11 protein-coding genes are annotated in these 13,160 nt (G+C 64.4%); 7 read left to right on the top strand and 4 right to left on the bottom strand.

The annotated features are described in order from the left end of the window. The first annotated feature begins 249 nt into the window (after nt 1-249). The gene (locus tag AC1DUB_RS16015) at nt 250-372 is read left to right on the top strand and encodes a hypothetical protein (protein WP_477730339.1); all 123 of its coding nucleotides are present in this window, start codon (nt 250-252) and stop codon (nt 370-372) included. A gap of 58 nt (nt 373-430) precedes the next feature. Here AC1DUB_RS16015 and AC1DUB_RS16010 read toward each other — a convergent pair whose 3' ends face one another. Further along, nucleotides 431-706 carry a DUF3303 domain-containing protein gene (locus tag AC1DUB_RS16010; protein WP_477730338.1) on the bottom strand — a complete coding sequence of 92 codons (276 nt, stop codon included), beginning with the start codon at nt 704-706 and terminating at the stop codon, nt 431-433. 238 nt (nt 707-944) lie between these two features. Further along, nucleotides 945-2,555: a B12-binding domain-containing radical SAM protein gene (locus AC1DUB_RS16005; RefSeq protein WP_477730337.1), complete on the bottom strand. Its 1,611-nt coding sequence runs from the start codon at nt 2,553-2,555 to the stop codon at nt 945-947. Between the two features lie 209 nt (nt 2,556-2,764). On the opposite strand from AC1DUB_RS16005, the gene AC1DUB_RS16000 reads away from it, so the two are divergent. From AC1DUB_RS16000 to AC1DUB_RS15985, 4 genes are all read left to right on the top strand, one after another. Beyond that, nucleotides 2,765-4,951 (top strand): protein-disulfide reductase DsbD family protein, encoded by a 2,187-nt coding sequence (locus AC1DUB_RS16000; RefSeq protein ID WP_477730336.1) that lies wholly within the window; start codon nt 2,765-2,767, stop codon nt 4,949-4,951. 104 nt (nt 4,952-5,055) lie between these two features. Beyond that, nucleotides 5,056-5,487 (top strand): CoA-binding protein, encoded by a 432-nt coding sequence (locus AC1DUB_RS15995; protein WP_477719144.1) that lies wholly within the window; start codon nt 5,056-5,058, stop codon nt 5,485-5,487. Nucleotides 5,488-5,636: 149 nt separating this feature from the next. Then, a complete protein-coding gene (locus AC1DUB_RS15990; RefSeq protein ID WP_477730335.1) occupies nt 5,637-6,383 on the top strand; it encodes a hypothetical protein in 747 nt (248 codons plus the stop codon). 412 nt (nt 6,384-6,795) lie between these two features. Further along, entirely contained in the window at nt 6,796-8,121 is a 1,326-nt protein-coding gene (locus AC1DUB_RS15985) for a class I SAM-dependent methyltransferase (protein ID WP_477730334.1), read from the top strand. 45 nt (nt 8,122-8,166) lie between these two features. On the opposite strand, the gene AC1DUB_RS15980 is transcribed toward AC1DUB_RS15985, so the two are convergent. After that, nucleotides 8,167-8,472, bottom strand: coding sequence for a hypothetical protein (locus AC1DUB_RS15980; protein ID WP_477730333.1), 306 nt, complete (start codon nt 8,470-8,472; stop codon nt 8,167-8,169). A 217-nt stretch (nt 8,473-8,689) separates the two neighbouring features. Between AC1DUB_RS15980 and AC1DUB_RS15975 the strand changes: the two genes are divergently transcribed. Continuing rightward, nucleotides 8,690-11,275, top strand: a complete 2,586-nt coding sequence (locus tag AC1DUB_RS15975) for an EAL domain-containing protein (protein ID WP_477730332.1) — start codon at nt 8,690-8,692, stop codon at nt 11,273-11,275. An 81-nt stretch (nt 11,276-11,356) separates the two neighbouring features. Here the strand turns inward: AC1DUB_RS15975 and AC1DUB_RS15970 are convergent, their stop codons facing one another. Then, on the bottom strand, nt 11,357-11,734 hold the full coding sequence (locus tag AC1DUB_RS15970; RefSeq protein WP_477719149.1) for an aminoacyl-tRNA synthetase: 378 nt from the start codon (nt 11,732-11,734) through the stop codon (nt 11,357-11,359). A gap of 139 nt (nt 11,735-11,873) precedes the next feature. Between AC1DUB_RS15970 and hemE the strand changes: the two genes are divergently transcribed. After that, nucleotides 11,874-12,983: a uroporphyrinogen decarboxylase gene (gene hemE, locus AC1DUB_RS15965; protein ID WP_477730331.1), complete on the top strand. Its 1,110-nt coding sequence runs from the start codon at nt 11,874-11,876 to the stop codon at nt 12,981-12,983. Nucleotides 12,984-13,160: the final 177 nt, after the last annotated feature.

The following is a 13,160-nucleotide window of genomic DNA, read 5'->3' as shown; positions in this document are numbered from 1 at the left end:
GCGGCCATAGCACGCGTAAGCCCAACATGGGTTGCCATCGGCACCGATGACAAGGTATTTAACCTTAGCCGACAAAGACGGGACGACTTCTCCACCGAGCCGCGACACGGTTTCCGCGAGTTGGGAGCGGGTATGGCGGCAACGAAGTCCCACGAGGGGAAGTGCGAACTTTTAGCTCCGACGTAACTTGAGTACAAGTTAGTCTGCACTGAAACTTCGTTTTCATCAACTCACCCGAAAGGGGAAATCATGGCCATTATCACCATGGGGATTGCTCTCGCCAAGAGCATCTTTGTCGCGCATGGCGTGGATGCGTTTGGTGCACCCACACTTGTGCACCCGGCGTCCCACGCGACGCCTTGCCGGGATTGATGGCCAAACGGCCACCGCTACCGGCTTTTGGCGGCGGTGGCGATGTAAAGACCGGCGCTCAGCGCTTGCCCAGCGACGCCAGCACCGCGGCGGCGTCGGCGTCCTCCACGCAGGGCGTGACCACGATCGGGAGCAGGTCGGCCCATTGCGCCTGAAAGAGGTACAGGGCCTTGGCGTCACCAGACTCGATGACCGCGAAGCCCTGGCCGTTCATGCCGTGCCAGCGTCCCAACATCTCCACACCCTTGGGCGGCGCGCCTCCGGTCTCGAGAAAACGCGCCACCGCGGCGCTGTACGTATCCGGCGGCAAGGTCCAACTGAGGATGTACTTCATGACAATCTCCAGAAATCGTTGACAAGGGTTGTCGCGGCTTTGGCACATCGGCCTCGCGGCATCCCTATCCCATTGGCCGACCTGGGGCTTGGAAAGCGTACTCCGCAAATCAGTCGAACGGAAGCCCCATCCGTTCTTGTTTGCAACATGGATGACATGAGGTGAAGCGAAGGCTTCGACCGGTTCAGTCCGAACGGTGGACACTGAAACTGCGCGCTTACGCAGTGCCCGGTGTCCGTCAAGCCGCCGCCGCAGCCTTCTGTATCTCCTCGCGATGCGCCTGCTGATTGACATGCCGGCTTTGCCGCTCAGCCCTGAGCTTCCCGGACACGGCCGGCAAGGCAAGCCGCTCGGCACTCAGCAGTTCGGCCAGGCACTGGGGCCGCCCCCGCGCCCCACTGGCCCGGTAATCCGCCATCAATGCGGCACGCACTTCGCCCGCCGCCAATCCGCGCGTCAGGGTGAGGTGCTCAAACAGCAGATCCACCAGCTTCTCCAGCGCAAATTCGTGCGTCTTGCCGGTGGTTTGCCAGAGCCAGTCGCTGAAAGCCAGGAAATGGTTAAACGCCGAACCGGGCTCCAACAGCAGTTTGAGCCCCAGCGCAAACCGCCCCGAGTTGGCCACCATCTCCCAGTAGCGTGCAAAGCGGTTGATGCGCTGCATGGTGGCGAAGTCAATCGTCGAGTTCTGCAGAATCGTGTAGGGCGTCTGCGGGTCGTAGGCCATGGCAAAGTCGGCCGTGTGCCGGGTAATGGGCGTGCCGCGCAGGCGCTTCAAGATGCCAAACTGGATTTCGTGCGGGGCCAGTTCATACAGGCGGTCAAACCCCTGGGCAAAGCTTTCCAGCGTTTCACCGGGCAGGCCAAAAATCAGGTCGGCATGCACATGCGCCTGGCTCTGCCCCACCAGCCAGCGCAGGTTGTCGGCGGTTTTGGCGTTGTCCTGCTTGCGTGAAATGCGCTGCTGCACGTCGGGGTTAAAGCTCTGGATGCCGACCTCAAACTGCAGCGAACCGGCGGGGAACTGCACGATCAGGGCTTTCAGCCGGTCGGGCAGACTGTCGGGCACCACCTCAAAATGCACGAACAGATCGGGCGCGGCCTGAATCCGGCCGTCCGCATCCTTCATGCGGTCCAGGAAAAACTGCAGGATGCGCACCGAGTGCTCCACCTTCAGGTTGAAGGTGCGGTCGACAAACTTGAAGTTGCGCGCGCCGCGCCGGTAGAGCGCCTCCATCTCGGCCATGAACAGGTCCAGGTCAAAGGCCCAGGCGGTCTTGTCGAGCGAGCTCAGGCAGAACTCGCACTTGAACGGGCAGCCGCGCGAGGCCTCCACATACAACAGGCGCTTGGCCAGGTCTTCAGCGGTGTACTCGCCGTACGGCAAGGCCAGTTCCGCGAGGGCGGGCTGCTCGCCGGCAATCACCTTCATGAGCGGCTTCGGGCCGTCCAGCAGGGCGCGGCAGAGTTTGGGAAAGCTCACATCGCCCCAGCCGGTGACCACATGGTCGGCTAGGCGGCAAATCTCCTGTTCGCCCGTTTCGTAGCTGACCTCGGGCCCGCCCAGCACCACCTTGATGTCCGGCCTGAGGGTTTTCAGAAGCCGCACGACCTGGGTGGTTTCGACCACGTTCCATATATAGATGCCGAGGCCGATCACCTCGGGGTTGAGCGCCAGCAACTCCTCGACAATCTGCATGGGCCGCTGCTGGATGACGAACTCCCGCAGCTGCGTCTGGGCGCGCAGGCCGGCCCCGCCATGCGCATCCATATTGGCCAGCAGGTAGCGCAAACCCAGGGAGGCGTGGATGTATTTGGCGTTCAGGGTGGCAATAACGATGCGCGGCATGGGCCTATTATCGGAGTTGCACCCAAAATGGCTGTAATAACACCCTCCGGGGACAGACCAACAGGCACGCAAAACCGCGCCGTCCCTGAATTTGCCTTGATTTGGCCCTTCTTTGATCGCGGGGCGACCCGTTTTGACAAGCAGGCCACCTGGGAAGGCCAGGAACTCCCCCGGAACTAATGCCGCCGTCCTCTGCTCACACATCCACCATGAATTTCAAGCGCTCCCTGTTTGTCTCATTTTTTGCTTCTTTTTTGATAGCGATTGGCGTAATAGCCACGCAGGCTCAGGCCCAGAATCTTCAGGCCAATTTCCTGAACCAGGGTGGCCGCCCTGCATCGGGCGCCCTGGTGACCACCGAGCAGGTGCGCGCCGAACTGCTGGCCTGGGCCCCCGAGGGCGTGGAGGCGGGCAAGCCGTTCTGGCTGGGCCTGCAATTGACGCACCAGCCCGAATGGCACACCTACTGGAAAAATTCCGGCGATTCCGGCCTGCCGACGCAGCTGGCGTGGCAGTTGCCGGCCGGCATCACGGCGGGCGAGATCGCCTGGCCGACGCCGAAAAAAATCCCGGTCGGCACGCTGGCCAACTATGGCTACGAAAACACGGTGCTGCTGCCCGTGCCGCTCACGGTGGCGCCCGGGTTCAACGGTGCGCAGCTCAACGTCAAGCTCAATGCCGCCTGGCTGGTCTGCCGCAAGGAGTGCATCCCGCAGGAAGGCGAGTTCACGCTGAGCCTGCCGGTCAAAAGCTCCACGGCGCTGAGCGGCAAGGCCTTCCAGGCCACGTTTGATGCCACGCCCACCGCCTTGCCGGCAGGCGCCAGCCAGGTCGAAGTCAGCGGCAAGGCCATCAAGGTCGCCCTGAGCGGGTTGCCGGCTGGCCTGCAGGGCAAGACCCTCGATTTTTTCCCCGAAACCGGCAGCGTGATTGAGCCGGCGGCGCCGTGGCAGCAAGCCTGGCAGGGCGCGGTGTGGACGGCGCAAGTGCCACTGTCCGGCCAGCGTACCGAGAGCCCCACGCAGCTGCCGCTGGTGGTCGCCTTCAACCAGAACGCCTACCGCATCGAAGCCCCCGTCAAGGGGACCTGGCCGGCCGTCGCCGTCGCCGCCGCGATGCCGCCCGCGCTCGAGGCCGCCCTCCGGGCCAATGCCTCGGCCGGTGCCGCGCCGGTGCAGGCCAGCGGGCCACCCCTGAGCCTGCTGGCTGCGCTGCTCGGCGCCCTGGTGGGCGGATTGATTCTTAACCTGATGCCCTGCGTGTTTCCCGTGCTGGCCATCAAGGTGGTGAGCTTTGTGCATGTGAAGGACCCCGGCACCCGCCTGAGCACCGGCCTGGCCTACACCGCCGGCGTGGTGCTGTCGTTTTTGGCGCTGGGCGCCCTGCTGCTGGGCCTGCGGGCCGCGGGCGAGCAACTGGGCTGGGGCTTTCAGCTGCAAAACCCGGCGGTGGTTGCCGCACTGGCCGCCCTGTTCACGCTGCTGGGCCTGAACCTGGCGGGCCTCTTCGAGTTTGGCCACTTCCTGCCCGACCGGGTCACCCGCCTGCAGTCCACGCGACCTACCATCAACGCTTTCCTGTCGGGTGTGCTCGCCAGCGCGATTGCCTCCCCCTGTACCGCGCCGTTCATGGGCGCCTCGCTGGGGTACGCGGTGGGCTTGCCGGCGCTGCAGGCGCTGGCCATGTTTTCCGCCATCGGCCTGGGCATGGCCTTGCCCTACCTGGCCGCCAGCGCGGTGCCGGCAGTGGCGCGCGTGTTGCCACGTCCCGGCCACTGGATGGTGACCTTCCGCGAGCTGATGGCCTTCCCGATGTTTGCCACCGTGGCCTGGCTGGTCTGGGTGCTGGGCCAGCAAAGCGGCATTGACGGCGCGGGCGCGCTGCTCGCCCTGCTGGTGCTGATGGCACTGGTGCTCTGGTCGCTGACCCTCCAGGGCCGGACACGGACGCTGTTTGCGACGTTTTCCATAGCACTTACTGCGGCCGGCGTGCTGACAATCGGTCAAAACATCACGAAGCCGCTGCAGGCGTCGGCAGGTCCCGCCATTGCCACCTCCGGAAGATGGCAGGCCTGGGAGCCGGGCCGCGTCGACCAGCTGACGGCCAAAGGCCAGAGCGTGCTGGTGGATTTCACCGCCGCGTGGTGCGTCACCTGCCAGTACAACAAGAAAACCACGCTGGCCAACACCGCCGTGCTGGCCGACATTGATGCGAAAAACGTCGCGCTGCTGCGCGCCGACTGGACGCGCCGCGACCCGGCGGTGACGGCGGCGCTGACCCAGCTGGGCCGCAGTGGCGTGCCGGTGTATGCCATCTACAAACCGGGCCACGCTCCGGTCATCCTGTCGGAAGTGCTGTCGGTCGATGAGCTGCGGGCTGAACTGGCCAAGCTGTGACCCTGCTGTTTGTACGAATTGGTAACGCCGCGGGAAATGCCTGTCAGAAAATGGTAAGTTAGCCAGCAAGCACAGCGTCCTTACCCCCACACGAGGTATTTGCCATGACACAGGTTTCCCACGCGGAGCGTATTCCGCACATTCTCAAGCACATGCAAACCATTGCGGTGGTCGGGCTGTCGCCCAAGCCGCATCGCGCCAGCTTTGGCGTGTCGCGCTACATGCAGGCCCAAGGCTACCGCATCATCCCGGTCAATCCCAACGCCACCGAAGCGCTCGGCGAGAAGTCCTATCCCTCGCTGACCGAAGCCGCCAAGCATGAAAAGATCGATCTCGTGAACTGCTTTCGCAACAGCGAAGACATCCCGCCCATCGTCGATGAGGCCATCGCGATAGGCGCCAAAGCCGTGTGGATGCAGTTGGGCATCGAGAACCGGGCGGCGGCCGCCAAGGCCCAGGCGGCCGGGCTGCTGGTCGTGCAGGATCAGTGCATCAAGGTCGACCACACCGTGCTGCTGTCGCGCGGCCTGATATAGGCCGATCAAGTCCGATAAGACGGGCACGCTGCTGCAGCCACCAAGGCCTCCTTTCCTCAATCTGACCGGGCGCGCGCGGCCAGCTATTTAATCCATAGCAAGCCACGTTTGGTGCTTGCGGCATTCCGGCTTGTCCCCGAGAATGCCGCATGCCCACGCTGCGCCCTCATGTGCCGTTTCCCTTCCTGCTGCCGGGTCTGCTGGCGCTGCTGCTGGCGGGCTGCGCCTCCACCGCGCCCGCGCCGCGCGGCGAGGCACAGTCCGCACCCGTGACCTCCTCGGAATTGGGGCAATCCGACGTGAACCGCATGGCCACACTGGGCATGCGCGACAACCTGGAGAGCCTGCTGCGCCTGGGCGACAAGCTCTACCGGCGCAACCCCGCGGAATGGCGAAAAACCGGCCTGGCCAGCCGCGAGGCTGCGCTGGCCCAGCTGCGCAGCGCCGTGGAGAACCGCAGCCCCTGGCCCGAGCTGCAGGGCAAACGCGACATCGCAGCCCTGTCGCTGGCACTGGCCGGCGACTTCAAGGGCGACCGTGTGGCGGCTTTCATTTACGCCAGTGCCGACATGCTGATCACCGCCCACGGCGGTAAAACCAGTTTCTACCTGACCGATGCGCTGGACGCCCAGTACATCTACAACGCGGCCCGCAACATCGAGATCGCGGTGTGGCTGCTCTCCAGCCGGCGCAACAACGCAGGCCAGCCGCTGCTGCTGGCCGACGAGATCTCCGAGCGCGAGCGCAACCTGAGCTTCGAGCGCGAGTTCGGCAAGGTGATCGGTCGGCTGGACCTGCTGGCGGTCGTGCTGACCGAGAAATACCGCCGCGCCGTGATCACCTATGTGCAGAACCTGCTGGGGGGCACCTTTCTGCAGTTTTTGCCGGTGAGGTAGGTTCACCCCCTTCTCGGCTCACTTCGTGTAGCCGGATCCCCCCTTGCAGGGGGCGACTGCTGTGGCCCGGCATAGCCGGTTCCACGCCGTCACTTGCTTGGGCCCGGGGGCGCCGGTTCCGCTGGTGGATAAGTTCACCTCCTTCTCGGCCCACTTCCGTGTGGCCGGATCCCCCCCCTGCAGGGGGCGGCAGCTGCGGCCCGGCGGAGCCGGTTCCGCGCTGGTGGATATGCTCACCCCCTTCTCGGCTCACTTCGTGTAGCCGGATCCCCCCTTGCAGGGGGCGGCAGCTGCGGCCCGGCGGAGCCGGTTCCGCGCTGCCACTTGGCGGGACCAGAATGTTCCCGTGCAAGACGGCTCTTCGGGCGGAGACAATACCTCTGTTTGCCATTCCCTTTTCCGGAAAATGCCCATGCCCGACAACTACCTTCCGCAGGTCAGAAGCCAGTACGAAGCCCTGCCCTACCCGCCGTGCAACCCGGAGGACGAGCGCCAGCGCCTGGTGCTGACCTGGCTGGAAGACCTGCCGATGATCAACCACTACTGCTTTGCCGGAAAGCAGTCGTTCCGCAACGGTTTCAGGGCCCTGGTGGCGGGCGGCGGCACCGGTGACGCCACGATCTTCCTGGCCGAGCAGCTGCGCGCGACCGACGCACAGATCGTGCACCTGGACATGAGCGAGGCGAGCATCGCGCTGGCAAAGGAAAGGGCGCGCATTCGTGGCCTGAGCAACATCACGTGGGTGCACGACTCGCTGCTCAACCTGCCCCGCCTGGGCCTGGCGCCCTTCGACTACATCAACTGCAGCGGCGTGCTGCATCACCTGGCCGACCCTGACCTGGGCTTCGGGGCCCTGCGCGCGGTGCTCAAGCCCGAGGGGGCCATCGGCCTGATGGTCTACGCCACGGCGGGGCGCACCGGCATCTACCAGATGCAGGCCCTGATGCGGCTCGTCAACGGCACGCAGGCTGACGACCAGCGCAAGATTGCCAACACCCGCGACCTGCTGGCCAGCCTGCCGCCCAGCAACTGGTTCAAGCGCAGCGAAGACCTGCACCACGACCACAAGGCCGGGGACGCGGGCATTTACGACCTGCTGCTGCATTCGCAGGACCGTTCGTACTCGGTGGGCGAACTGTTTGACTGGCTGGGGCACAACGCCGCAGGCACGGGAGGGCACGGCCTGCACCTCGAATTCACCGACGTGCAGCGTGGCCGTTCGCCCTACCTGCCGCACATGGTGCTGGGCAGCCAGCCACCGGCCATGGCCGGCGAACTGCGCAAGATGGCGCGCCGGCGGCAGTATGAGATGGCCGAACTCATGATCGGCAACATCATCACCCATTCGCTGTACGTCACGCGCGATGCCGGCTGTACCGCGCCTTACGGCAATGCCGAATACGTGCCTTTTTTCTTCCATGAGCCGCTGACCGGCGACGTCGCGGCACAGGTCTTCAGCAGCAACCGCGGCCAGCCTTTCCTGCTCCGGCACCAGCACTCCGGCGTGTCGGTGATGGTCAACCCCGGCCGATATGGGCCGCAAATCCTTCGCCTGATTGATGGCCAGAGAACGTTCGGCGAGATTTTTGATCAGTTTCGCGCAGACTGGCGCGGCCAGGCGGCCGCACCGGACAACGCGGCGCTGTTCGCCGATTTTTCAGAATCATTTGAAGCCCTGAACGCGCTGGACCGCCTGCTGCTGAGGCATCCGCAAGCCGGCACGGCTGTGACGCCCTGACCTTCCTGCGGCACGGGGTGGGCCAAGGCGTGGGCGCTGCAAGGCTCAGGCCCTCTGGGTAAAGAGATCCGGAGTCATCGCTGGCGGGGGCGAGTCGGGCACCTGCAAATCGACCACCACCACCAGTTCTCCACCGAAACGGCCAATGCCGAGGCCGCTCATCAGGCGCCGCTCTTCTTCGGGGGATGCCATTCGCACAAAGCACAAGGCCTGCTGCCTGCCGGCTTGCGTGGCCAGCAGGATGTTGAGTTGGGTGACCGAACCAAATCTGGCGCACCGCCGGTCCAGGGCCGATCGCAGCGCTGTCATGTCGGGGCATCGTCCCAGTTCGTCGAGTTCCTCAGTCGTCATCAGCCATTTACCCCCTCCTGTATGTGCATTCAGCATCGCGGGTGGCAGACAGGCGTTTGATGAGGCAAATGCGAACTGCACTGTAGGACAAGGTCGCCGTCCGGTAAAAAACAGAACGTTTTGCAACGCTTTGCCGTGAACGCTTGCAAATCTGGCCCAAAAGAAGCGGCGCAATACGCCACGATGCCACCTTGTTGTCAAAAAACAGGGTTTGCCCGTGTCTGTGTCCCTTTCCGTCATTGAGTCAGCATCCCGGCGGCCCGCCTCCGCGCTGCGCCATGAGGCTTCAGTCCCTCCCCCGCATCCATTCTTTCGGGAAACCGACCGGCTCACCCGGCTGGCCGCCCGGTCGTGCGGCGTGCCCATTGCCATGGTGGTGTTGCAGGAAGATGGCCAGACTGTTTTCAGCGCCGGCACCGGCTTTGCGGCGCCAGCGCGCGAGGGCCTGGTCACGCTGTGTGCCGCCACGCTGGAAACGCCGCTCTGCGCACCAACGCTGCCAGCCCCCTACGCACCGGGCATCCGTTTTTACCGGAGCTTCCAGATGATCGGGGAAGACGGCGCGCTGCTGGGCCTGCTGGCGGTGATGGACACACTGCCCCGAAGCCTGAGCCGCGAGCAGGAAGAAGGCCTGCAGACGTTGGCCGGGCTGCTGGCGGGGCAACTGGAGTTGCGCCACCAGCGGCACGCGCTGGATGCCGAGCGCCAGCACATCGGCACCACCGTGCGGCAGACCCAGGAAGACGCACACCGGCTGGCAACGCGGCTGAGCATCACGCTGGAAAACATCTCGGAAGGCTTTTACACGCTCGATCCCGAATGGCGATTTACCTACCTCAGCCGCGAAGGCGAACGGCTGCTGGGCAGGCCCGGTACGGAGTTGCTGGGAAAAAGGATCTGGAAAGAGTTTCCCGGCATCATCAATACGAGCTTCGGGGAACAGATAGGGGCCGCGGTCGCACGCAACCAGCAGGTGGAGTTTGAGGCCCACTTTGCGCCGATGGACAGGTGGTTTGAAGTACGCGCCTATCCGTATCCGGACGGCGTGGCGATCTACTTTCGGGATGTCAGCGAACGGCGCAAGGCCCGCGAGCAGCTCATGCTGCTGGAAACCAGCATCTCGCACCTGAACGACATCGTGCTCATCACCGAGGCCGTGCACACCGGCAAACCCGGCCTGCGCATCATCTTCGTCAACAACGCCTTCGAGCGCCATACCGGGTATGGCCGCGACGAGGCCCTGACCCAGTCACCCCGGCTGCTGTGCGGACCGTTGACCCAACGCAGCGAACTGGACCGCATCAACAAGGCGTTCCTGCGGGGTGAGCCGGTGCAGGCCGAGCTGATCACCTACCGCAAGGATGGCAAGCACTTCTGGATGGAAGTCGACATCGTGCCGGTGGCCGATGATGCGGGCGTCTTTTTCACCCACTGGGTTGCCGTGGGACGGGACATCACGCGGCGCAAGGTGGCCGAAAGCGAAATCATGCACCTGGCCTTTTACGATCCGCTGACCCAGCTGCCGAACCGCCAGTTGCTCATGGACCGCCTGCAGCTGGCACTGGCGCACCCCCCGCAACTCCCGCGCGAAGGTGCGCTGATGTTCATCGACATGGACAACTTCAAGACCCTCAACGACACCCTGGGCCACCACAAAGGCGATCTGCTGCTGCAGCAGGTGGCCGAGCGCCTGACGGCGTGCGTGCGCACCGCCGACACGGTGGCGCGCCTGGGCGGGGACGAGTTTGTGGTCATGCTGGAGAACCTCGGCCACGACCGCCGCGAGGCCGCCGCGAAGGCCCAGGTGGTGGGCAAGCATATTCTTGCGGCACTCAGCGAGCCCTACCTCCTGGCAGGCCACCAGCACTACAGCACGTGCAGCATCGGCGTGACCTCGTTCAACCAGAACCACAACAGCATTGGGGACCTGCTGAAGCAGGCGGACCTGGCCATGTACCAGGCCAAGACCGCCGGACGCAACACCCTCTGCTTTTTTGACCCGGTGACGCAGGCGGCGGTGTCGGCCAGCGCAGCACTGCAGTCGGACCTGCGCCAGGGCCTGCGCGAAAAACAGTTCCTCCTGCATTACCAGCCACAGGTTGGGCGCGACGGCCGCATGATGGGTGCGGAAGCCCTGCTACGCTGGAACCACCCGGTACGCGGCATGGTGTCGCCTGCGGAATTCATTCCGGTAGCGGAAGATTCGGGGTTGATCCTGCCGCTGGGCCAATGGGTACTGGAAACCGCCTGCCACCAGCTGGCCACCTGGGCCCAGCGGCCTGAAACGGCGGCACTGAGCATTTCAGTCAACGTGAGTGTGCGGCAGTTCCGCCACCCGGAATTCGTCGACCTCGTCATGGCCGCCCTGAACGACACGAAAGTCAGCCCGCACAAACTCAAGCTGGAGCTGACCGAAAGCCTGCTGGCCGATGACATGGACATCACCATCGGCAAAATGGCCAAACTCAAGGCCATGGGCGTGACCCTGTCGATCGACGATTTCGGCATGGGGTATTCCTCGCTCTCCTGCCTCAAGCGCCTGCCGCTGGACCAGCTGAAGATCGACAAATCCTTTGTGGCGGACATACTGCGCGACCCGAATGACGCAGCGATCGCACGCACCATCATCGGCCTGGCGCAAAGCCTGGGGCTGGGCGTGATGGCCGAGGGGGTCGAGACCGAAGCGCAGCGCGAGTTTCTGTACCGCCAGGGCTGCGAGAGCTACCAGGGTTACCTGTTCTGCAAGCCGCTACCCATCGATGCGCTGGAAGAATTCATGAAAAACCCGGCGCCCGGCGGCTGAACCGGCGGACGAGCCCGCCCGTTCACGCGACCTCTAAAAGAGAAAGAGGCCAGGCGTGAAAAGTCGAGAAAGTCAAGAGAATCAGGAGCTTGTTTCTGGAGCGGCTTTGGCAACCTTGCCGTGCTCCAGCAAAAACACCACCTCCCGGACAATGCCGAACATCACCGCGCGGTCCCGACCGGGATGGTCGGCAAAGTGAACCACGGTGGAGCCCATGGTTGCAAAGCTGGTCTCCGTCTGCCCCGACTCCTTGCCATACACCACCGTGATGCCGTAGCGGGTCATCAGCGGCCCGCAGGCGCCCCAGTCGCGCGTCCACTGCGGCAGCGCCTGGGCGTTGTCCCAGAGCGTGCCCGCGCTTTCATAGCACTCTTCAATATGCTGGTGGCCCAGCAGCTGTGCCAGGTGCCGTTCCTTGGCAATGCAGCTGCGAAAGTACTCCTGGTCGTTCATGCGCATGGCGAAGTCCTTCTTCGAGTCAGATGAAAGCTCACGGCACCATGGTAAATCTGAATCGCGGCGCTGGATAGACGCCTGACCCCGCCCATGCGGCCGGCCCGCCACACCAGCCCCTGCCGACACCTGAGACAATCTGCTCATGTTTGCACCACTTCAAAACGACACCTTTCTGCGTGCCTGCCTGCGCCAGGCCACCGACCACACGCCCGTCTGGCTGATGCGCCAGGCCGGCCGCTATTTGCCCGAATATCGCGCCACCCGCGCCCGGGCCGGCAGCTTCATGGGGCTGGCCACCAACACCGATTACGCCACCGAGGTCACCCTGCAGCCGCTGGAGCGTTACCCGCTGGATGCGGCCATCCTGTTTTCCGACATCCTGACCGTGCCCGATGCCATGGGGCTGGGCCTGTCGTTCGAGCTCGGCGAAGGCCCGCGTTTTGCCACCCCTGTGCGCGACGAAGCGGCGGTGGCCCGGCTGGCGGTGCCCGATATGGGCAAGCTGCGCTATGTGTTCGACGCCGTCACCTCGATCCGCAAGGCACTCCATGGCCGGGTGCCGCTGATCGGCTTTTCCGGCAGCCCCTGGACGCTGGCCTGCTACATGGTCGAGGGAGCGGGCTCGGACGACTACCGGCTCGTCAAGACCATGCTGTACCAGCGCCCCGACCTGATGCACACAATGCTGGCCGTCAACGCCGATGCGGTGGCCGCCTACCTGAACGCGCAAATTGAGGCCGGCGCCCAGGCCGTGATGATTTTTGACAGCTGGGGTGGCGTGCTGGCCGACGCGGCCTTCCAGACCTTCAGCCTGGCCTACACCGCGCGCGTGCTGGGCCAGCTCAAGCGCGAGCACGATGGCGTGAAGATCCCACGCCTGGTCTTCACCAAAGGCGGCGGGCAGTGGCTGGAAGCCATGGCGGCCCTCGACTGCGAGGTGCTGGGCCTGGACTGGACCGTCAACCTCGCCCAGGCCCGCGCGCGGGTCGGCGAGAACGGCCCCCATGCCAAGGCCCTGCAAGGCAACCTGGATCCCAACGTGCTGTTTGCCGGCCCGACCCAGATCGAAGCCGAAGTGGCTGCCGTACTGGACAGTTTTGGTCGCCCCCACACCGACGCCAGCCAGCCCGGCCCGACCCACATTTTCAATCTCGGCCATGGCATCAGCCAGCACACGCCGCCGGAAAGCGTGGACGTCCTGGTCCGTGCAGTACACACTCACTCTCGCCGCATGCGCACAGCCGGGGCTTGAAGGGCTGCCAAGCCCCCCTCTGACAAGCGATGGAGCCGTCATTTCAGCTATGACTAGCACAAAACCAGGCCCGGGGTGTTGGACTTATGCACAAAATCCGTGCTGCTGCGCCGCAACATACATACCCCCGCCTCCACCCCGCTATCAAAGCCATAGCGCAGCTAAGTTGTTGATTTA

This window comes from Polaromonas sp. P4_F9 (assembly GCF_056401235.1).
This window is presented reverse-complemented; position numbering and strand designations above follow the sequence as displayed.

Coding starts and splice junctions, on each gene's coding strand:
- AC1DUB_RS16000 (WP_477730336.1), top strand. CDS start 2,765: ATGAATTTCAAGCGCTCCCTGTTTGTCTCATTTTTTGCTTCTTTTTTG.
- AC1DUB_RS16010 (WP_477730338.1), bottom strand. CDS start 706: ATGAAGTACATCCTCAGTTGGACCTTGCCGCCGGATACGTACAGCGCC.
- AC1DUB_RS15985 (WP_477730334.1), top strand. CDS start 6,796: ATGCCCGACAACTACCTTCCGCAGGTCAGAAGCCAGTACGAAGCCCTG.
- AC1DUB_RS15995 (WP_477719144.1), top strand. CDS start 5,056: ATGACACAGGTTTCCCACGCGGAGCGTATTCCGCACATTCTCAAGCAC.
- AC1DUB_RS15970 (WP_477719149.1), bottom strand. CDS start 11,734: ATGCGCATGAACGACCAGGAGTACTTTCGCAGCTGCATTGCCAAGGAA.
- AC1DUB_RS15980 (WP_477730333.1), bottom strand. CDS start 8,472: ATGACGACTGAGGAACTCGACGAACTGGGACGATGCCCCGACATGACA.
- AC1DUB_RS16015 (WP_477730339.1), top strand. CDS start 250: ATGGCCATTATCACCATGGGGATTGCTCTCGCCAAGAGCATCTTTGTC.
- AC1DUB_RS16005 (WP_477730337.1), bottom strand. CDS start 2,555: ATGCCGCGCATCGTTATTGCCACCCTGAACGCCAAATACATCCACGCC.
- hemE (WP_477730331.1), top strand. CDS start 11,874: ATGTTTGCACCACTTCAAAACGACACCTTTCTGCGTGCCTGCCTGCGC.
- AC1DUB_RS15990 (WP_477730335.1), top strand. CDS start 5,637: ATGCCCACGCTGCGCCCTCATGTGCCGTTTCCCTTCCTGCTGCCGGGT.